At 43.6% G+C, this 21,038-nt stretch carries 16 protein-coding genes and 2 CRISPR repeat arrays; of the genes, 4 read left to right on the top strand and 12 right to left on the bottom strand.

The features are described 5' to 3' along the window. Positions 1-32: 32 nt before the first annotated feature. The 3 genes from cas3 to AC1S8V_RS05535 form a co-directional block, all read right to left on the bottom strand. Entirely contained in the window at positions 33-2,489 is a 2,457-nt protein-coding gene (cas3, locus tag AC1S8V_RS05545; RefSeq protein ID WP_482072779.1) for a CRISPR-associated helicase Cas3', read from the bottom strand. A 798-nt stretch (positions 2,490-3,287) separates the two neighbouring features. Continuing rightward, complete coding sequence (locus tag AC1S8V_RS05540) at positions 3,288-4,079, bottom strand: hypothetical protein (RefSeq protein WP_482072778.1); 792 nt, start codon at positions 4,077-4,079, stop codon at positions 3,288-3,290. 283 nt (positions 4,080-4,362) lie between these two features. Then, a CRISPR array of direct repeats spans positions 4,363-4,862; the repeat unit is 33 nt; unit sequence ATTTCAATCCACGCACTCATATAGAGTGCGACG. 344 nt (positions 4,863-5,206) lie between these two features. Beyond that, a complete protein-coding gene (locus tag AC1S8V_RS05535) occupies positions 5,207-5,563 on the bottom strand; it encodes a hypothetical protein (protein WP_482072777.1) in 357 nt (118 codons plus the stop codon). Positions 5,564-5,960: 397 nt separating this feature from the next. On the opposite strand from AC1S8V_RS05535, the gene AC1S8V_RS05530 reads away from it, so the two are divergent. Continuing rightward, entirely contained in the window at positions 5,961-6,191 is a 231-nt protein-coding gene (locus AC1S8V_RS05530) for a helix-turn-helix domain-containing protein (protein ID WP_482072776.1), read from the top strand. Positions 6,192-6,367: 176 nt separating this feature from the next. Next, positions 6,368-8,235: direct repeats of the CRISPR family, unit length 33 nt; unit sequence ATTTCAATCCACGCACTCCATACGGAGTGCGAC. Between the two features lie 354 nt (positions 8,236-8,589). Here AC1S8V_RS05530 and AC1S8V_RS05525 read toward each other — a convergent pair. Continuing rightward, a complete protein-coding gene (locus AC1S8V_RS05525) occupies positions 8,590-9,474 on the bottom strand; it encodes a LysR family transcriptional regulator (protein ID WP_482072775.1) in 885 nt (294 codons plus the stop codon). Between the two features lie 118 nt (positions 9,475-9,592). On the opposite strand from AC1S8V_RS05525, the gene AC1S8V_RS05520 reads away from it, so the two are divergent. The 3 genes from AC1S8V_RS05520 (at position 9,593) to AC1S8V_RS05510 (ending at position 13,362) form a co-directional block, all read left to right on the top strand. Beyond that, positions 9,593-10,117, top strand: a complete 525-nt coding sequence (locus AC1S8V_RS05520; RefSeq protein WP_482072774.1) for an HPP family protein — start codon at positions 9,593-9,595, stop codon at positions 10,115-10,117. A gap of 402 nt (positions 10,118-10,519) precedes the next feature. Continuing rightward, the gene (locus AC1S8V_RS05515; protein ID WP_482072773.1) at positions 10,520-11,098 is read left to right on the top strand and encodes a TetR/AcrR family transcriptional regulator; all 579 of its coding nucleotides are present in this window, start codon (positions 10,520-10,522) and stop codon (positions 11,096-11,098) included. Positions 11,099-11,175: 77 nt separating this feature from the next. Continuing rightward, entirely contained in the window at positions 11,176-13,362 is a 2,187-nt protein-coding gene (locus AC1S8V_RS05510; RefSeq protein WP_482074397.1) for a YhgE/Pip family protein, read from the top strand. 130 nt (positions 13,363-13,492) lie between these two features. On the opposite strand, the gene AC1S8V_RS05505 is transcribed toward AC1S8V_RS05510, so the two are convergent. From AC1S8V_RS05505 to AC1S8V_RS05470, 8 genes are all read right to left on the bottom strand, one after another. Then, positions 13,493-13,837 (bottom strand): DUF4190 domain-containing protein, encoded by a 345-nt coding sequence (locus AC1S8V_RS05505; RefSeq protein WP_482072772.1) that lies wholly within the window; start codon positions 13,835-13,837, stop codon positions 13,493-13,495. 480 nt (positions 13,838-14,317) lie between these two features. Continuing rightward, positions 14,318-16,426, bottom strand: a complete 2,109-nt coding sequence (locus tag AC1S8V_RS05500; protein WP_482072771.1) for an RICIN domain-containing protein — start codon at positions 16,424-16,426, stop codon at positions 14,318-14,320. A 375-nt stretch (positions 16,427-16,801) separates the two neighbouring features. Beyond that, a complete protein-coding gene (locus AC1S8V_RS05495; protein ID WP_482072770.1) occupies positions 16,802-17,557 on the bottom strand; it encodes an amino acid ABC transporter ATP-binding protein in 756 nt (251 codons plus the stop codon). A gap of 33 nt (positions 17,558-17,590) precedes the next feature. Beyond that, positions 17,591-18,250: an amino acid ABC transporter permease gene (locus tag AC1S8V_RS05490; RefSeq protein WP_482072769.1), complete on the bottom strand. Its 660-nt coding sequence runs from the start codon at positions 18,248-18,250 to the stop codon at positions 17,591-17,593. A 112-nt stretch (positions 18,251-18,362) separates the two neighbouring features. Continuing rightward, on the bottom strand, positions 18,363-19,133 hold the full coding sequence (locus tag AC1S8V_RS05485; RefSeq protein ID WP_482072768.1) for an amino acid ABC transporter substrate-binding protein: 771 nt from the start codon (positions 19,131-19,133) through the stop codon (positions 18,363-18,365). A 132-nt stretch (positions 19,134-19,265) separates the two neighbouring features. Then, the gene (locus AC1S8V_RS05480) at positions 19,266-19,787 is read right to left on the bottom strand and encodes a DUF4825 domain-containing protein (RefSeq protein ID WP_482072767.1); all 522 of its coding nucleotides are present in this window, start codon (positions 19,785-19,787) and stop codon (positions 19,266-19,268) included. Positions 19,788-19,819: 32 nt separating this feature from the next. Further along, the gene (locus AC1S8V_RS05475; protein WP_482072766.1) at positions 19,820-20,515 is read right to left on the bottom strand and encodes a permease prefix domain 1-containing protein; all 696 of its coding nucleotides are present in this window, start codon (positions 20,513-20,515) and stop codon (positions 19,820-19,822) included. Further along, entirely contained in the window at positions 20,512-20,871 is a 360-nt protein-coding gene (locus AC1S8V_RS05470) for a PadR family transcriptional regulator (protein ID WP_482072765.1), read from the bottom strand. The genes AC1S8V_RS05475 and AC1S8V_RS05470 overlap by 4 nt, the downstream gene beginning before the upstream one ends. Between the last annotated feature and the right edge of the window lie 167 nt (positions 20,872-21,038).

The following is a 21,038-nucleotide window of genomic DNA, read 5'->3' as shown; positions in this document are numbered from 1 at the left end:
CATGAATCTCCCAAATGTAATGAATCATATGATCAGATCATCATAGGTTCCCAAGCACCCTCACCCTTGGATTCCACGCCGAAATCATCGGAATATGCAGGTTCTCTCAATGCAAGAACATGCCCATGCAAAAGAGGTCTCACATCTCCATTTTTCTCCAATGCCCGGAATTCACGGTCGTAGATATTCACCGTATACTGCTGAGCCTTGCGTAATAACTCACTCATTTCACCAGGTTCCATTTCTCCATTCAGGTCCAAAATCAATTCTTTTCCTTCTTCCCCATAAGGAACAATTACGGATGTTGCATTCGTGGATATGGCTTCAAAATACTTCTCTGCCGTAGCTATCGCATAGTGATTCACAACCTCTGGCTTCCGGTCATGCTTCTTCTTATAGGCATCCACGTAATAACGATTACGGTCCATTAGATCAAACAAGTTCTGTTCAAGCTTAGGAATGGGGTAATGCATTTTGTCTCCAATATCATTAAAATAATATTCGAAATAACGGGACATTGCCTTTGAAGATAACAAGTCATCGCCGAGCGAACCCGGGTCATCCTTGAATTCCTGAAGTACACGCTCCGTTTTCCCAGCACCAATTTGAATCTCAGGCAGATTCGTTAACACCTCATCCGATGAGCGAATAATGTACACATTACGAATCTCATCTTTCCCGTGCCGGTTACATCGCCCAGCCGCCTGAGCAATGGAATCCAATCCAGCCAAGGAACGAATCACACAATCAAAGCTGATATTCACGCCTGCCTCAATAAGCTGTGTACTCACACAGATGATACGCTCACCCTTTGCCAATCTCGGAATAACGCCATACTCCCCGGATAAAACCTCTTTGCGATGCGCAGCACACATATTGGTGCTCAGATGAACCACCTGAACGCCACTCTCTCTCAACCATTCCACCTCATTCAACTGTTCAAACAGTTTACGGACCGCTGTTTTGGTATTCAAAATGACCAGCACACTGTCCACTTCCCTCATCTTTTCCTGGACAAAAGAAGAGACTTCCTCTGCACCCCAACCCGAAGGTGATTCCCACGTAAGGTCCTGTAAATCAACTCGTTTGAAGCTTCGTCCGACCTCATCTAAATTCTGAATAATCTCCGGCTGCTTGGAGAAATGTAACTTGTGCTTCACAAAATCCAATGCAGGCTGAGTCGCTGTACAGAGCAACAGGCTGGATCTCCCAATCACATGCAGGAAATTCAGTGTAGCATTAAAGAGGGAGATACAATGAACCGGAACCGACTGCACTTCATCAAATACAATGACTGCATTGGAAAGCTGATGTAATCTGCGGACATTTCGGGTTCCTTTGGCATAAAAGGTGTTCAAAAACTGAACCATCGTCGTAAAAATAATCGGCCGATCCCAATGATCGCGGGCAAGCTTGAGATTCTTTTTGCGTAAATCCAGGGTTTCCCCTTCGTCGCCCTCATGGCGTTCGTCATCTTTGTCATCCACCACGTTGGAGTGATGCTCCAAAATCATGTCATCGTTCTTCAAAATACTGCGGATCTCAGCCGCATTTTGTTCAATGATGGTCGTGTACGGAACGATATATATAATCCGCTGTTTGTTATGTTCAATGGCATGTCTGAGCGCGTAGCGCATACTGGCAAGCGTTTTCCCCCCACCTGTTGGTATGGAAAGGGTGTATACTCCTGATGGACGATACGCAAATTGTTCGCATTGCGAGGACATTTCACGTCGCAATCGATTAATGGATGTGTCTACTATACTGCTGTGCTCAAGCTTGCTTAAATGTTGAGATAGTAATTCATAGCTTTGTTGAAAAAAAGACTTGTAATTGATTTCTTCATCTATAGTTTCATTTTCTTCAAATCGCCTTGTATTCGTTCGATCCGCGTCGATCAGGCAGCTAAACATATATTTGATAAGCAGTGCCCCCGCAATTCGTGGAAGCTTATGCTCTTTGATGATCTGTATGTATCTTTGAAGCTCCTCAGTCGCTTGCTTAAACATATGGTCGAGTTGGTCTAGGGAATTGTGTTTGAAAAATTCTTCTTTCGCTTGCTCGTATTGATCTATTTCTTTGGAAATGACTCGTTCTGTATAAGGTGAAGTTTTATCAGGTGATATGTAGTCTCTTAAACCCTGATGATGGGATATAATACAATTGGCGATCCACTCCGCCGTGTACTTTGACTCAAGCGTTGTGCCACTTCCATGATAAAGGCTGTGCAGCAGCTTCCCACCAGCAGTCGAATGATCAACTGAACCTTTACGAGGAGGAGCATCCGGGTTCGCAACAGCTTCCTGAATGTAATTGCGAAAAACATCTGTATTTTTACCCATATCATGCAGAAGACCAGCAATGCCTGCCAAATATTTGACACCAATCTTCTCTCCAGCTTGCTCCGCCCCTTGCTTAACCTCTACTAAGTGATCCTGAACGGTTTGTATTCTTCCATCCTTTTGACAGATATGCGCAATATAGGTCATTAAGCCTCGCTTCCTTTCAGAAAAGAGATTCAAATCCGGTTCCCACACTCATTAATTGGGAAAATTACTTATATTAACATTTCGACTTCAGACGACAAACTCCTTTTTATTTTTTAAAAAAACCCTTAGTTTCTATCCCTATTAAGCAGTGTTAAACTTGTTATATCATTGACTCGGATTCAGTTACAGAGTATAATATTGTTATATAAAGTTAATTGACTCGCACATTGGTTCGACCTAATTAACTTTCCTATATGGGAAACTTCATGTTAACTCGTACATCGGTCCGACCTACCATGAGGTTTCCATTTTTGTATTGTGCATATTGAAGTCCAATATTGGGTATACTATATATGTGTCCGCACATTGGTTCGACCACATTAAGGGAGCGTACATTGGTACGCTCCCTTAACTGTAATCACCTATACTCCCATACTGCCGAGGACAAAGGAGCTATCCTTTTTTTGATATAGCTCTATTAATTCTTTATTATTTGCTTTACGATAACGTGGTTTTCGTAAAGTTGTTTCCATTTCCTTTGCTTTACTCTTGGGTTGATCTTCATCCCTTGTCTCAAATCATGAATACAACAAAATACCCCATAAAGAGACTTTTTTAAAGTGTCTACTCTATAGGGTACATTTTATACTTTGGACGGATTTTCTTTATTCAGTAGATTATTTAAAAATTAATGACCAACGCCATGATTAAATAACTGCATTATACTCTCAATTGGGAGTGCTGCTAACGCTGCCAAAACAATTGAATACACTATATTTAGAGTATTTCTTTTCTTCATCATAACATCCCCTCTAAGATAGATTTGTAACAGCTAATCTGTGCATGTGTAGCCTGCTCTCTGATTTTTTCAAAAAGTGCTACATATTTTATCTTATTCTGATTTATTTTAGGAGATATTGCCAAACAATTCAGTAAGATATCGATTGCATCGGAGTTATTATCATTTCGGGTATAGTACAGCGCCAACTCAAAACTAAATTTTAGATAATAAGAAACATCAATATCAGTCATTATGGTAGTATCACTAATCAAACGATGTTCTTCAAATAGATAATCAAACTTCTTAATAGGTAAATTATTTAAACGATTGGCTTCAAGGAGAGTCAATATTCCAGATATGATCTCACCTTTTGACTTTTGAATGTAAGCCACGTATTCATCAAGCTTTGTAGCATTACCCTCGAGTAAATCCAAAACGATTAAATTGATCTTGGCTATATCGCTATAAAATTCAATTTCATTAAGTGTCTCTTGATTAGTCAATTTAATCCACTGAAAATCACTATATTGCAATACGCATTCCCTTGCTTTATCAAACTCTAGTAGTTTTTGATACGCTATTCCTTGCATCAAACGACTGTATCCAATGTAATAGACAATTGCCCGCTGTGTATGTATTTCAACGATGTCCTGTTCCTTAGTCAACATTTGTAAATTATATATACGAAGTGATTCTTCATAAAGTGTTTCACCTAACTTAACGACCTCTCTCCAGTTGTCAAGACCATAAGCTATTCTGAGAAGTGTCACAGTCGAGTCTAATCCGTATCCATCATAATACCTCGACATACCCTTCCTCCTTATTTTACAATTAATAACATTATATTGATTTTTCTACCATAGGTCAAATCTATTGTTTAACAATAGACCTTAAAATATGCTGCATTTAATAGAACATCTCAGTTTTCGGCATTGTTTCTATACTTAATTATTTTTATTTCTCTGAAATAGAAAAGTCCTACCCACTTATCCATGCTTAACATGAGAAAGGTAAGACTTTTTTTAGGATTCAATTTGAATTCCATCCGGGGTGCCACCAGACACCCGTACCTGTAACAACGCTATTGCAAAGATTTCATTCCACGCACTCATATAGAGTGCGACTTCCATGTGTGTTATCTCTCCTTTGGTGGGCCTATTTCAATCCACGCACTCATATAGAGTGCGACGGCATAACGAATTTATCCAAGAGTATGAGGAGGGAATTTCAATCCACGCACTCATATAGAGTGCGACGATCATCGGAAATTATCGTGGCCGGATCTGGTCTATTTCAATCCACGCACTCATATAGAGTGCGACGGGGAGGAAGAAGCATGAGTCCCAATGATATCAAAATTTCAATCCACGCACTCATATAGAGTGCGACGACGATCTGGCGTCATTTCATCATTCGGTATGTAGTATTTCAATCCACGCACTCATATAGAGTGCGACTTCACCAACTGCCAAACCGCCCAAAGCAAATTGCAATTTCAATCCACGCACTCATATAGAGTGCGACATGATCAGGTAACAACCATAGAACAACATGAATTTATTTCAATCCACGCACTCATATAGAGTGCGACAGCAGAAAGTAACGTATAGTCGTTTCGAAAAAGATGTTTTTAACGTTATTCTGTCATTTAGTAAATGATAATAAATTCATTTTAATACAAATAATCCATTTAATTCAAGAATTATGTTGCCAAAAGGGGACATCATTAGCTTTATCGACAATTTTCGAGGTGCGAATCTCCTAGAGATTTTATGTGAGCTTAACATTCGCACCATTAAAGTAATGCTTTTTGCAGGTCTAATCTTTGTTACTTTAGAAATTTTATTTTCATATATCAACATCTAAAGAACCAAAGACAATATTCAATGTATTTGATCTCATTCTATAATGCTACTATGACCATCGTATCATATTTTTATTGAAAACGATCAAGCTTCAAATTCATATCAACACGTTCTGGAGTCCACAATAAGACATCCGTGAGAAATGTCAACGCATCCATTCCGCACAATCTATCCACGATTGACTCTATCAGTTCTTTTACATTTCCTTGGGGTTGCTCAGCGAGAATTATTCCTCCGGTATCTCCATTAATATATAAGTGATCTACGTGAGCAACTTTGTGTACATGTCGCAGCCATAGCGTACCTTCGTCAAGAAAAAAGATATAACTTTCATTCATAACATATCCTTGGTAAATATAAAAATCCTGAACGTCGTCAAGAGGACCAAGTATTAACGAAGCAAGTTTCAAATTTTCAGGTGCTCTCATTGCGTGTTTTCCTTCTTGATTCTATTTTCAAACGTAAGGTTACCCTCAGACATTTTAATGAGAAAATCATGAGTATGAGCGTTCACAACAACACTGTTATGCGAAATTAACTTGTTAACATGTAAAATCATTTATTTCCCCTCCCTAATTATAGAAGTTTCCAATGTTTGAGGCGGTATATTTGATCGTTTTACTTCTGCTTAGTAAATTTACATCCTTGAATATCGTTAGATTACAATGTTGCTAAAGATAACCCCTTTTGTTACGATTGGCGTAACAAGACTCGCCCACAATTCAACATGTCAACATATTGACTTAACTTTGTTGAACCCATCATACTATCACATTGATTACATGTCAACATATTGTGCATTATTTTTTATTGGAGGAATTTTATATGAACGAATTACTTATCCGCTGTCGTCTTGGGGACATTATGAAAGATCGTGGATTACAAAATAAAGACGTTGTAGCACTAACTGGTGTAAGCCGTAATACCATTACATCACTAGCAGGAAACGCAACAAAACGTATTGATTACGACACTCTTGGTGCGCTTTGTGACGGACTTGATGTTACACCGGGAGACCTTCTGGAATACATGCCCCAAAGCAAAAAGAGTCGGTAATTACACGACTCTTTTTACTTGTACAGCTACGAAATTAGTTTTTTAGTATATACAGTTATTAAGCGGTATACCATCTTGTAATAATAAACGTCTATCGGCTTGTGAGAGCTCTGGAGCAAATCGTGCTGCCCGAATACTTGACCCTTCAGATCCGCTCCATATTCTTTCCAAGTCGCATTTCAATCCACGCACTCCATACGGAGTGCGACTCCAACCTTGAATATTATCCGATTCAATCACACTAATTTCAATCCACGCACTCCATACGGAGTGCGACACGATACCCTTACCTTCATTGCCAGCTGTGCCGCTATTTCAATCCACGCACTCCATACGGAGTGCGACATGCTGCTTAGTTCAATATGTGCAGTAAGCAGACTATTTCAATCCACGAACTCCATACGGAGTGCGACGCGGCATACTTGGGCTTAACTAAAAAGACGAAGGAATTTCAATCCACGCACTCCATACGGAGTGCGACTACCATCGCAGTTAACCCATAAGGGTATCGCTAAGATTTCAATCCACGCACTCCATACGGAGTGCGACCCCAGTAACTGTTGGGCATGATCATACTTCTCTAGTATTTCAATCCACGCACTCCATACGGAGTGCGACACGGTAGATGGTCGATACTTTGGCACACCGTCCGTATTTCAATCCACGCACTCCATACGGAGTGCGACAGTAGGGAGCTGAAAACAGGGCGAGTGCTTTGGTGATTTCAATCCACGCACTCCATACGGAGTGCGACAAGGATGGCGGATAACAACGATCCGAAGATACTGATTTCAATCCACACACTCCATACGGAGTGCGACCTGATTTCAGATCTGGACAGTCCTAACTTCATTTATATTTCAATCCACGCACTCCATACGGAGTGCGACCTCTCAGCAATTCAGTTGCTAAAATCAACATTTCCATTTCAATCCACGCACTCCATACGGAGTGCGACAAGACTGCTAAAATAGCCGCCATTATAACTAGGAATTTCAATCCACGCACTCCATACGGAGTGCGACGTTAACAGAGGTTTGTACAGCACCTACAACGACTGTTATTTCAATCCACGCACTCCATACGGAGTGCGACTGGATTAAGAATGAGATGATCCGTAAGGCAGCTGAGATTTCAATCCACGCACTCCATACGGAGTGCGACGATATGCGTGGTGGCGCTCGTGAAGGTGCTGGAAGATTTCAATCCACGCACTCCATACGGAGTGCGACGCAGTACCTCCATACACCATCTGCATGTACATCTTATTTCAATCCACGCACTCCATACGGAGTGCGACCCCCAAATCAGGAAAGTCCTTATATAATCTTCCATATTTCAATCCACGCACTCCATACGGAGTGCGACATGCAAGAACGTTAACGTGAAGAGAAATGTGAGTGAGATTTCAATCCACGCACTCCATACGGAGTGCGACTGCTAGAAATAGATTTTTTTTTTATGATGTAAACAATTTCAATCCACGCACTCCATACGGAGTGCGACCTGCGAAGCTCCTTCTTATGTTCAGCGAAGAGAATTTCAATCCACGCACTCCATACGGAGTGCGACCCAACTTATCCCGACCCAAGCGAAACTCTCCGAAATTTCAATCCACGCACTCCATACGGAGTGCGACAATTGTTCTTGGGTCACAACATTTACGGAGGTACAATTTCAATCCACGCACTCCATACGGAGTGCGACCCATGACCCTGCCGCGATTGACCTTACAAGGTTATTTCAATCCACGCACTCCATACGGAGTGCGACTCCTTGAGCATGTGGCGCGGCAGCGGTTCAACGATTTCAATCCACGCACTCCATACGGAGTGCGACATGCCTCAGACAGATTCCTACGCGATGTTTCGGAAATTTCAATCCACGCACTCCATACGGAGTGCGACACAATATGCTCGATACAATTTTCTATACAGACAAAATTTCAATCCACGCACTCCATACGGAGTGCGACCCGATCTGGCAGGGATAAGGAGGACTGAACATATATATTTCAATCCACGCACTCCATACGGAGTGCGACAGCGGAAACGCACGTCATAAAGTTAGAATATTCATATATTATGACGTATTTCCGAGCATTCGAAAGAGTTACATCATCAATTTTGCTAAAAAATCAGCATAAATCCTACTCACCTGTTGCCAAAAGGTCACACAAAGGACGTTTTCGACAAAAACTGAGGTGCGAATCTCCTAGGGAAATCATGTGAGCTTAGGGTTCGCACCTGCCCAGATGACCTCATGGCAATCAACAATCTGAACGATCCATTGATAGATCCGAAGACAAATCAATTTACACTATAAGATTAAACTTACCAAAACTTACATTTTCAATCAATACGGATCATGCGAGCTCTTTATATTCACCCATCTGAGGTTAGCTAGTGTACGAATTAACGTGGTTGAAATGCTCTATTATAAACTGTTTGAACAAGCTAGAAATTCCGTTCATTTTGTTAGATTTTAATTCAATGATATTATGACGGATGATGATAGGATTTCCTAATTCTAAAATTTTTAGTGTGTTTGAGGATAACTCATTTTCAACTGAGCATTTGGGAACTAATGCAATCCCCGTACCATTAAGCACCGTCTGCTTGATCATTTCCAGACTAGCATATTCAATATTTTTGTAATCAAATTTGCCTTGATCGACTAGAACCTTGTTAGCCACCGATTGATAAATGCAATTATTTCCAAAGGTAATCACTTTAATTTCATGACTGAACAGCCTCTCATCGGTTACGCGGTTAGATCCAATAAAAACAAATTCTTCTTCAAAAATAGGCGTACACTTAATTTGATTAAGTTTAGGATCAACAGGAGCAATACCAAAATCGATTTTTTGATTGATTACATCGTCTATAATACTTTGATGAAAACCCGTCGTTAATTTGATCTCAGATGTATTATACCGTTCTAAAAAATCGACGATAGGTTTGGAAAAATGGGTCACACAGAACGATTCCAATGCTTTAATTTTAACGATACCGCTAATCTCATTGATTTCATCATATAGCTCTTGTGTTAGTTGCCAAAATGTTCGAGCATATTTTGCAAATATTTCACCTTTATCGGTTGGAACTACACCGTTGATCGTTCTGTGAAACAATTGTACATTCAATAACTCTTCAAGAATATGAATATGGTTGGTAACCGTAGATTGGGAGTAGCCTAATTGAATAGAAGCCTTGCTTATATTTCGTTGCTCATATGTTTTTAAAAAAGTATACATATATTTACCATCTAATTGGTTTAGCATTATATACACTCCATCTATTTATTAGATAATGATCATCGACATTATTCATTATATAGATGCCCAGTCTTCATGTATACTCTGACATGTAGATGAAAAAAACATTTGTAGAGGAGTAGTCATGTTGTATAAAAATCTAAAAGCTTATATGACCAAATTTTCAACCGATACTCGTTCCCCACTAACGATAAGCCTGTGGCATGCTGTTGTTGCTTTTACAGGTGGTTTTATTACGATATTTATGTTAATGAGTCTTTCTGAAGGATTGCAATTATCTTTATTGATGGCTCCTTTTGGAGCTAGCTGTGTTTTGGCTTTTGGACTTCCCGAGGCTCCTGTGTCGCAACCACGGAATATTATCGGTGGGCACTTCATTACAACTCTATGTGGACTGGCTGTTTATCATTGGATAGGTCAAGGGATTTGGGCTTTATCTTTAGCTGTTGGATTAGGGATTGCTTTGATGATCGTAACCAAAACTACACACCCTCCTGCAGGTGCGAATCCAATCGTTGTGATCACAGCCGCAAGCTCCTGGTCTTTTCTTTTCACTCCAGTGTTAATCGGTTCTATTATTATTGTGTGCGTTGCCTTGCTATACAACAACCTGATTAAACATAGGAAATATCCGACATTTTGGCGATAAATTAATGTAACGATCACAGGAACTAGACGTAAAATAATGCCCCGAAATCTGTAACAAGCAGAATATTACCTGCTAGAAAGATGTCAATTCACGCACTCCATGCGGAGTGCGACAGCAAAAAAGTACGTATCTTTACCCTCTTTATTAATCATATTTTACCGCAGTAACTCCCCAGGCTTTTCATATGAGCATCACATTCGCACCTGTTTTAGCGACTTCTTATTTAATTATATCTCCTTCCTTTCCAAGTCCCCTATACACACTATGAAAAAAATCACATCCACCTCCCCTTCTCAAGTGCTACAGTTGTTAACGACCAACTGACCGTAATAGTAATTAGGTCATTTAATTACTTACCTTACCCATTGTCCTTTCAACCTACAAGGAGGAGGTGTATATACCATGAAAACGATAGATCGAAGGCAACAGGTGATGGACTCTGCCGAGAAATCCTTTGCCCTGTTTGGCTACAAAGCCACAACGATGGAACAAGTCGCAAGACTTGCCAATGTGGGCAAGGGAACGATCTATACTTTTTTCGAGAATAAAGAAGAACTGTTCAGCGAGATTCTGCGCTCGATCATTGCGGATATGAGACAGATTACGGAGCAGACAGTGAAGGAAGAGAACTCCTTTCTGGATAACGTGCATATGAGTATGGATTCTTTGCTGGAGTACCGGGAGGAACATGAGCTGTTGATCAAGCTCTTTCAGGAGGTCAACGAGTTCGGTACACCGCAAGCCAAGGAAGGTTTGCAGAAAGTGGAGACAGCCATTCTCGAATACCTGGAGCGTCAGGTCAGCCGTGCCATGGAGTTGGAACAGATTCGCAGGGACGATCCCAAGCTGGTTTCTTTTGTCCTGCTGAAGCTGTATGTCACCTTAACATCGGATTGGAACAAAGCGCATCCTACGCTGCACAAGGATCAGATCAAGGCTTTTGTGGGCGTCTTTCTCAAGAATGGCTTATCCCCCACGTAGAGAACGGCATGCCACTAGATTCAAAACATAATAGAGATAGAACAAACGGATTAGCGTGAGGATAGGGAGAGAACATGATGAAATCATTCCACGTATTTGGGCAGGATCTGAAGTCCGCCTTCAAGAAACCAAAAGTATTTATTCCGATTCTCGTTGTACTGTTCATTCCGGTGTTGTATAGCGGCCTGTTCCTGAACGCATTCTGGGACCCCTATGGCAAAATGAATGAATTACCTGTAGCCGTGGTCAACACGGATCAGGGTGCAGTCTACAACGACAAATCTCTGGAGGTCGGTCAGAATCTGGTCGATGAATTGAAAAAAAGTGATGATTTCAACTGGCAATTCGTGACTCGTGAACAAGCAGAACAAGGTATGCAAGACAACACGTACTATATGACCATTGTGATTCCGGAGGACTTTTCCACCAAAGCAACAACTCTGATGGATGAACACCCTGAACCCGCGGACCTAATCTATGAACCCAATGAAGGATACAACTTCCTCGCGGGTCAGATTGGCGGCACGGCGGTCAAACAAATTCGCTCCAAAGTCGCTGCCAAAGTCACAGAATCGTATACGGAAACGCTATTGGATCAGGTCGAAAAAATCTCTGGCGGTTTGGCGGATGCCGGGGATGGCGCAGGTCAGATTCATGATGGTGCAATCAAGCTGGATGAGAGTGCTGCTACATTAAAAGAGAACCTATCCAAACTGGCAGCAGGCACCGACAAGCTCGAAACAGGCGTAGTTCCGTTAAAAGAAGGCGCGTCTACCCTCGCCCAAGGCATAGGTGATCTTCATACTGGCGCAAGTGCCCTGTCCAGTGGCCTGTCCCAATTGGCAGCAGCAGGTACGAAGCTGGGTGATGGAGCAACCCAGGCTGAGACAGGTAGCAAACAGTTACAGGCAGGCATTCAATCCGCTCAGGAAGGCGCAGCCAAGCTGGATGCAGGACTGGCGGCTTCCGAGGAAGGCAGTGCGAAGCTGAATGCTGGGCTGCAAAGTTCTGTTGAGGGTAGCGCCAAAGTTAGCGAAGGTGCCAAAGCAGTTGCACAAGGCCTTGCCCAATTAGCTGAAGCCAGTCCGGAACTTGCCGCAAGTCCGGCTGTCCAGCAGCTCCTGACAGCCAGTCAGGCCGTAGCCGCAGGCAGCGAACAGGTGTATCAGGGCGGACAGCAATTGGTCGCAGGCAGCCAAAACCTGTACGCTGCACAACAGCAACTGCATCAAGGCAGCAGCCAGTTGGTGCAGGGTGAACAACAACTTGTACAAGGCGCCACGCAATTATCCACTGGACAAGAAAAGCTTGCCACTGGCCTACAACAATTCAATTCCAAATTATCCGAGGCAGCCGCTGGAGGAGCCAAACTGGCGAATGGTTCAGGTCAATTGGATGCTGGTGCAGGCAAGCTGGTTGCGGGTGTAAGCCAGCTTACAGACGGAATCTCAATCCTTGCGGATGGCTCACATAAGCTCGATGACGGTGCTGATCAGTTAAAAGAAGGAACTCTTAAGCTAACAGACGGCTCTGGCGAACTTGCCACCAAGCTGAATGAAGCGGCTGAGCAGACGGGAAGTGTGCAAAAGACGGATGAGCTGGTAACCATGTATGCAGAGCCTGTTCAGGTCGATGAGCATAAATATAATGAGGTACCCAACTATGGTACAGGATTCTCTCCATACTTCCTGTCACTTGGGCTGTTTGTCGGGGCATTGATTGCGACATTGGTTGTGCCCACACGCGGCAGCACGGTTAGCGAGGCAAGTGGCTGGAATCGTTTTGTGAGCAGAACGCTTGCTTTCACCATCATGAGTGCCGTGCAGTCTCTGCTAGCTTCCTGGCTTGTACTGTACGGCTTGGGGCTGGATGTTCAGAGCGTTCCATTGTTTCTCTTGTTCAGCTTTGTTACCAGTCTAAGCTTCATGTACATCATTCAGGCACTGGTGACCTGGCTGGAGAATCCGGGTCGTTTCCTGGCGATTCTGATGTTAATCTTCCAACTGACAACCAGTGCGGGCACGTTCCCGTTAGAGCTTATTCCAAATTGGCTGAAAGGTTTCAATCCATGGCTGCCGATGACCTATTCGGTAACGGGTTATAAAGCAGTCATCTCAAGTGGTCAGTTCGGTGTAACCTGGGCTCAAATCGGGATTCTGTGTATCTTTGCCGCCATTGGCTTAGTTGCTACCTTTACGTATTTCATGATGCAACGTACCAGTGAGGTCGAGGAAGTTAGTGGGGAAGCTGTGCTTCACGTGTAATAGAAAATAAAAAAAGCAAGGCGTATTCCCAAGCTTCATCCTCGTCTAAACCACAGCGGGTGTTGGCTTGGTACGTCCTTGCTTTTTTTGATCATTAAACTAACGAGGCAGGTCACCTCCGCTCAAACTTCTAATATGTAGAAGAAATCTCGGTGCTTGCGAAAAATAAGACTGCAAGCAATAAAAACAAAATGATGATAGCATAGATCGCCGTGCCGATGATTCCACAAACGAGCCCAGCAATGGCTAACCCTTTCCCTTGTTCCATACGTAACTTGATTTCTTTAAGTGATATGGAGGCAAAGATGATTGCTACAATGCCGATCAAAAATCCCAAGTAAGGAATGATGATCGACAAAATCCCCATGACAAGAGCTGCAATAGACTTGCTATTAGTTTTTGGTACCACATAAGGTGGTGGTGGCAGTGTGTCGTTATAATAACGATTATCCACATCATACTCGCGATGTTCCAAGGTAAATCCTCCCTGTTTATTAAGTAACACCATTATAATGGATTTGAAGGGCAGTTATGTTCCATATTTTGTTAATCATAGACTTTCACTCAATTTATTTCATTTCATTAGACCAATTAGCTGAAGCATGACTGTGCAGTGAAACGGATAGGTCTGTCGAGACTTTGAAGCCGATAGAGCGCAGTATGGAAGATGCTCAAACCATCAAGGAACTGCGTGAGGAGAACGCCCAACTTCAGGAACAGATCACGCAGCTTAGCGATCACATCAAATAAAATCCCTTCTGTTTCCTAGTCGTTTGTCCATACGGAGTGCGACAGCGAAAAAAACACGTAATAACAGCATATAGATATATACTCATTACGTGTTTTCAATCATTTGTTTTTTTCTATTTACATCATGTAATCGGGTTGCACCGTTTCCTGGCTTCCAACCTCTATGTCACACGATTTAGTGCTTGTATCACCTGATCACATGTTCCTATTTGGAACCCCAGATCGATTGATTGTTGGAACCGATCAGTGAGAAGGTCATCACTTCGTTATGGCTAGATAACTCATTCTTCTGTTTGAAGAATATACCTTTGTACGTCACACCATTAATGACCATCGTGCAGTAATACGTACCGGCAGTATTCGACCATGTACCGGTTACCGCACCAGATATCGTTCCGTTAGCATTCAGTGTTACACTTTGCGTGGGAATCATACCTACGTTGCTGGTGGACGCATCCAGCCCCATATTAACGAATTGGTACGTTCCCGTCATATCGGTTGCACTATACCCAGTAGAAGAAATTTTGCTTCCCAAAAATTCGTACACTGCTGTCACCGGCCATTTGTCGACGTTCAGGAATTGCTGATGTGCACGAACCTCATGATACTCCGTTCCGTTATTGAATCGGGTATGGTAGATCAGATACCTCGCCCCATCCGTGTCAACAAATGCGGAGTTGTGCCCTCCAGATTTGTAACCAAGCGGTATACCGGGCAGCGCATAGTTGCCGAACAACTTCACGCCCCGAGTTGACTGATTAACCGAAGCAGATTCATATACAGCCTGATTTCCGGTGGCATCGGTATATGTTCCATCAATCGTGGTGGAACGATAGATGCGAAGATGATAACCGCCTTCACTGGACAGCCAGCCGTACGTTACATACAGATAGTAATAACCTGCATCCTTGTCATACACGATATAGGGAGCTTCTCCCGTTTTCCCATAACCTCCTGCAATGCGCTTGCCAAAGTAACGGTCCGTATTACCACTATCCGATCCCGGATATATCGGCTGGCCTGTGTCTGGATTGATTTGAAGGATATAAATCCCCCCTGACCAGGATCCATAACTCATCCACAGTTTGCCAGAGCTGTCGTAGGTCAAGGTAGGATCGATCGCGTTTGGGAAAAGTGTATTATTAAATCCACCATTGTTCAAGAACCAGCCGCTCCGTGTGCCGGACAGATTCCCTTTGTCGATTAACTCGGGAATGTTGGTATTCTGAACCCACGTGTTCACGGTTTTTGTTCCAAGCGAAGACGTGGTCGTGATCGGATTGCTTCCGCTTGTGAATCCCGAGTAGACGATCGTATCAATGTATTCGTAAGGCCCCTTAACGGATTTGGATATGCCGAAACCGATGGCTGAGCGAATATAGGTGGACGATGTGGAGTAATACAACATGTAGGCACCCTTGGAACCGTCCGCCCATGTATATGCAGCATTGTAGATCGGCGATGCCGGCGCCCAAACGGCATGACCGCCTGAGCTATCCTGATCGTTATAACCGGCCCACGCATAGGATACCGCCAGAGCCGATGTCAGCGCAGCCCCCGAACTTCGGGATGCATTGCCGGTGCCGCCTGCTTTGACCAGTTCCCACTTCTGCATATCTCCACCCCAGTAATTCCATTGCTGCACACTGGCACCGGCTGTCGTGCTGCCGTCCGCCACATCCAACGCACTACTATATCCGGAAGCCTTGGTTAACAATGCAACCGTTCCGTCATCGTTTTGTTGAATTCGAAATAACTGCATGGTTCCGCCCCAATACGCCCATTGCTCAATACTGGCACCGTCGGCTGCTGAACCGCCATTGACGTCAAGAGCGCTGCTGTAGGCCGAATTGGCGGTCAGAAGATAATAGTCCCCGTTGCCGTAGTGCATTATTCTGAACTTCTGCGCGTCCGATCCATTATAGGACCACTGACGAATGCTTGTGCCATCGGCAGTCGAGCCACCGGAGACATCCAGGTATAGGCCGCTGTTTTTATTTTTAATGTAATAGTAGCCCTCGAAGGTAGATGGTGCGTACAAGGTGCTGTTAGCATACCCTTGTGTTCCCTCGTATGACCAGTTTCTGAGATCTGTGCTGCTGGCCTGAGCCATGTGCGAACCGTATATGTAGTACTTGTTTGTGGTTGAATCGTAATAAATGGACGGGTCGTGTACAGATACTCGTGTTGTATTCGAAGTGGTCGATGAGCTTGCTGCGCCTAATGCATTTCCACTGCCCACGCTGGCGGCCAAAAGAACAAAAACGAGCATCATCATCCCCAGCTTGTTCCATAACTTGTGCACAATTTGCATGATCGGATCAATCTCCCTTCCTAGTGGGTTACTTATATACCAAAATAAAGATTATGTTTTGTGTACGCCGAAATAAGTTAAGCGCTTTCATAACTTGGAAATACATTATTATTATCTTAGGAATGTATATATTAGCCTCCTTTCATCGTGATAAGGTGTATACCGATTTATAGCTTCCAACACGATATACACTTCATATTAATAGTATTCCTTTGTCGAAGTAAGGGGGTTTTTGTCGTTTGTAAAAATAAATAAATATGTAAATAAAATCTTTTTATTATAAATTAATCCTCCCGTTATCATCTCTTGATTCAAAAAAAGATACCCCAACTGTCATGATGGGATATCTCTCTTTTTGGTTTCTTTTTCCGTTGTCTATCCTTCCACTTCCACCCGCTGCAAAAATGTCCGGGTACGCGCAAGCTTTGGATTGCCAAAGATCTGTTCTGGTGGACCTGCCTCTGCGATCTCGCCGTTATCCATGAAGAATACACGATCCGCAACATCACGGGCGAAACTCATCTCATGTGTAACAATCATCATCGTCATATTTTCCTGTGCAAGTTGCTTGATTACGCGTAGTACTTCCCCGGTCAGCTCTGGATCGAGTGCCGAAGTCGGCTCATCGAACAGGAGAATGTCCGGCTGCATCATCAGGGCGCGGGCAATCGCCACCCGCTGTTTCTGTCCACCAGACAGATTGGCCGGATAGACATCGGCCTTGTCCGACAGCCCTACTTTGCCGAGTAATTCCAGACTACGGTACCGAATGACGCCTGAGCTTTCTTTTTTCAAAGCCTTCGGTGCGAGTTCCAGATTAGCTTGTACGGTCAGATGCGGGAACAAGTTGAAATGCTGGAACACCATACCCATACGATCCGTCATCTTGCGAATATCCGCAGCACCCGCGTAACGGCCATTATCGACCAATGTCTGATCCTGAATGCGAATCGTTCCGCCCGAAATATCCTCCAGATGAATCAGGCTACGCAGCATCGTACTTTTCCCCGAACCCGAAGGCCCGATCACGGCAATCACCTCGCCTGGTTCCACGTTGAAGGATACCTGCTTCAGCACATCAAGTGTACCGAATGATTTTCTCAACTGATTTACTTCTATTATATGTGTCATATGCAGACAGTCCTTTGATTGATCAGATTTAATTTATTCAAATGAAAACCGCTTCTCCAGTGCCTTGAACAACAACGTGAGTACGAGTGTCATGAGCAGATACATCACCGCTGCCACGAAGAAAGGGATCAACTGCAAGTCGCGATTCACCGCCGCTTGGGCGTAATACAACAGCTCAGGTACAGCGACGGCATAGAGTAGTGCCGTATCCTTGATGAGCGTAATGGACTCATTGGCCGTTGCAGGCAATACTACACGAATCATCTGCGGAATGATGACTTTGGTCATCGTCTGCCATTTCGTTAATCCAAGTACCTTTGCTGCCTCATGTTGCCCTTTATCAATGGACAGCAGCCCGCCCCTGAAGATTTCGGCGAAGTACGCCGCATAGTTCAGGATGAACGCAATCCCCGCCGCAACAAAACGATCAAACACCAAATATTCCCCAATTACCGGAAGCAACGGTAAACCGAAGCAGAAAAATAGAATTTGAAGCAGCAGTGGTGTCCCTCGCATCACGTAAACGTAGGTATGGGCAATCCACGCCAGCAGTTTAATCTGGCTTCTCATCGCCAGTGTGACCGCAAATCCAAGCGGTACGGATAAGACGATCGCTAGCAAGAACATGAAAATCGTGGTCTGTGCACCTTCTAGCATAGGTTTTAAAATGGTCGATAGATAATCCCAACTCATTATTTTGTCTCCTCTAATCTGTTAACCCCGCATTCCTCTGGGGCATGAATCGCTCCAGCGTGGAATACGGGGTCCGTTTTGTTTCTAACTATATATCAGGTGTGTAACCTGTCTATTTCAAAACCTTATCTTCACCCAACCATTGGGTAGAGATTTTAGCTGCTGTTCCGTCTGCATTGAGCTCATCCAGTGCTTTTTGCAGCTGATCCAAGAGCTCTTCGTTGCCTTTTTTGATACCAATGCCATATTGTTCCGGTGCAAGAAATTCATCCAGCAGTTTGAATGTTCCCTCTTCCTTGGACATGTAATATCTCGCAACCACTTCATCGATAATTACCGCGTCCAGACGTTTCGTCTTCAGATCTGTCAGGGCAAGTACGTTATCCTTGAACTCAGAAGCCTTCACTTTATCATTCAGGGGACTTGCTGCCAACGCATCTGCCGCTGAGGACAGCGCCTGCAATCCCACATTTTTGCCATCCAGTTCATCCAACTTTGTGATTGGCGAGTCCGCCAATGTAATAGCTACCTGACTGTTTTCCAGATACGGCTTCGTGAAAAGCACTTTTTCTTTACGCTCATCCGTAATGGTGTACCCGTTCCAGATCATATCGATCCGGCCACTGTTCAGCTCAGACTCTTTGGAAGACCAATCAATCGGCTGAAATGTGACTTCTTTACCCATTTTCTCTGCAGCCGCTCTTGCGTAGTCAATATCAAAACCTACAATTTCATTCTGCTCATCCCGGAATCCCATTGGAGCAAACTTATCATCAATCCCTACAACAATCGTGTTATCGTCTTTGCTTGCGGAACTGGAACAACCAGCCACAATCAATACACATATACTAATGAATAATAGTAGAATCGCTTTTTTTCTCATCTCTCGAACCCCTCCATGTCTATAACCAAAACCCAAACGCTTTAGTTCGTTACCACGTTATCAGAGATTTATAATAACATAGCATGGGAGAAGAGTCGAGTCTCTTGCCTATTTCCTTCTATTTCATGCAGCTTAATTGTCAACAATCTGTGAAAAAGCCTCTTTCACTTGTGCCGGTTCCACCAGCTTCTCGCGTACAGTCGAATTCCATAGCTCCGGGTTCTGGAGCTTCTTCAACTCCGTAGCCGCCCATTGCGAAGCAGCCTGACGGGATAAGGTATGAGTGGTATTCTCAAACTGGTAAACGACCTGCTCCAGATTATCAATCATGACAAAGTTCGCAACTGCATTATATATGAGTATCCGTCCAAGTTCCTCTGCGTTCATCTCACGCGTATCCAAGCTGTAATTCACTTGAGCCGTGAATGTCTCCGGGTACAACTGGTAACCATTCAATCTTTCACGTAAAGGTAAAGCCTGATTCAGATGACTAAGGTTTGAATGATCACCCATGTAGGGACTGCGATATTTCGCTAAAGCGGCAAAATCATGCGTCAACGGATTCTGCTGCTCTGCCTCGTACTGAGCCTGCTTCGCCTCGATCTTCGGATTAACGAAGCCCTCAACAATCACCAAACCAATGATTCCCAACATAACAAGTGCTATAATCCATATATTTCTAATCCTCATAGCGCATCACTCACTTCATACTTGCTAACGATTCGATACGCCCGATGCACCACCAAAGGAACAATAATGCTCAATAAGGGGACGGCAAAAACAATGGCCAGCACAGCAAACTGGTAGGGTCCATCCACTTGAATGGGGCGATTAAACCAGATGTTGCTTCCGAATCGCAACGCTGCCTGCGTTCCCCACAGCACGATCACGAATGTCGCCCACAACCACCATATTCTACGATTCCACTGCATTAAGACATGGGTTCGAATAACCATAGTTTTCTCCGAGATCGCGGGATCGCTCGCCCTATGGGTCAACATATACAATACATAGGTCCCACCCACAATGAGACTCACGACCATGAGCAAAGTGTTAATGACGGAGCCTTGCATCAGCACTCTCATTGGGATGGTAATGATCCAGGCGATGAGGCTATATATCAAGGTAGACTGCAACAACGCCGTCCAGTAAGGAGCACGTTGCACCCTCCGATGGTCACTCATCACCTGATCCATGCCAGCGATATGCTGAATGGCGGTCTGGAATGCCTCTTCCTCCTTCATTCCCTGCGAGATATAGTCGTCAATCCGCGCAGCGAGATTACTGTGAATCTCTTCTTTTAATTCTCGATTGTCCAATGTATCTTGTGCGTGAGCGAACAAACGATTGATATGGCGGGTAATGCGAACTTCCAATCTCATAGGTCTTCCACTCCTCTTTCCTCAGATACAATCATGCAGTCAATCAGTGTCTTGGCTGCTTGCCAAGCGAGAACCTGTTCTCTATATGCTTCAAGACCTTGTACTGTAATCCGGTAATATTTGCGTCGTCCTCCCTGAGTTTCTTCCCCCCAGTAGGATTCCACATATCCACTCTTCTCCAGCCTCTTCAAACTGGAATAAAGCGTAGGTTCCTTCAATTCAAACTGCTCTCCACTCTTGCTATAGATCTCCTTAATAATGCTGTAGCCATAGTTATCTGAGGGTATAAGTACACTCAGAATGATGGGGTCAATATTGCCCCGAATCAGATCACTGTTAATTACTTGAACATCCATCTGCGAAATTCACCGACTTTCTTCCATCCTGCGTATACTATAAAATATATTACTATGTCTGTAAAGGTAATATGTGTCACATGGTAAACATGCATCGCAGGAGCAACATTAGCAACATTCCTCTCTCGCTTTTCGTTTGGAAGAATATGGAGCCTTTGTTATCAGCG

Source organism: Paenibacillus sp. B46(2026) (genome assembly GCF_056786355.1).
This window is presented reverse-complemented; position numbering and strand designations above follow the sequence as displayed.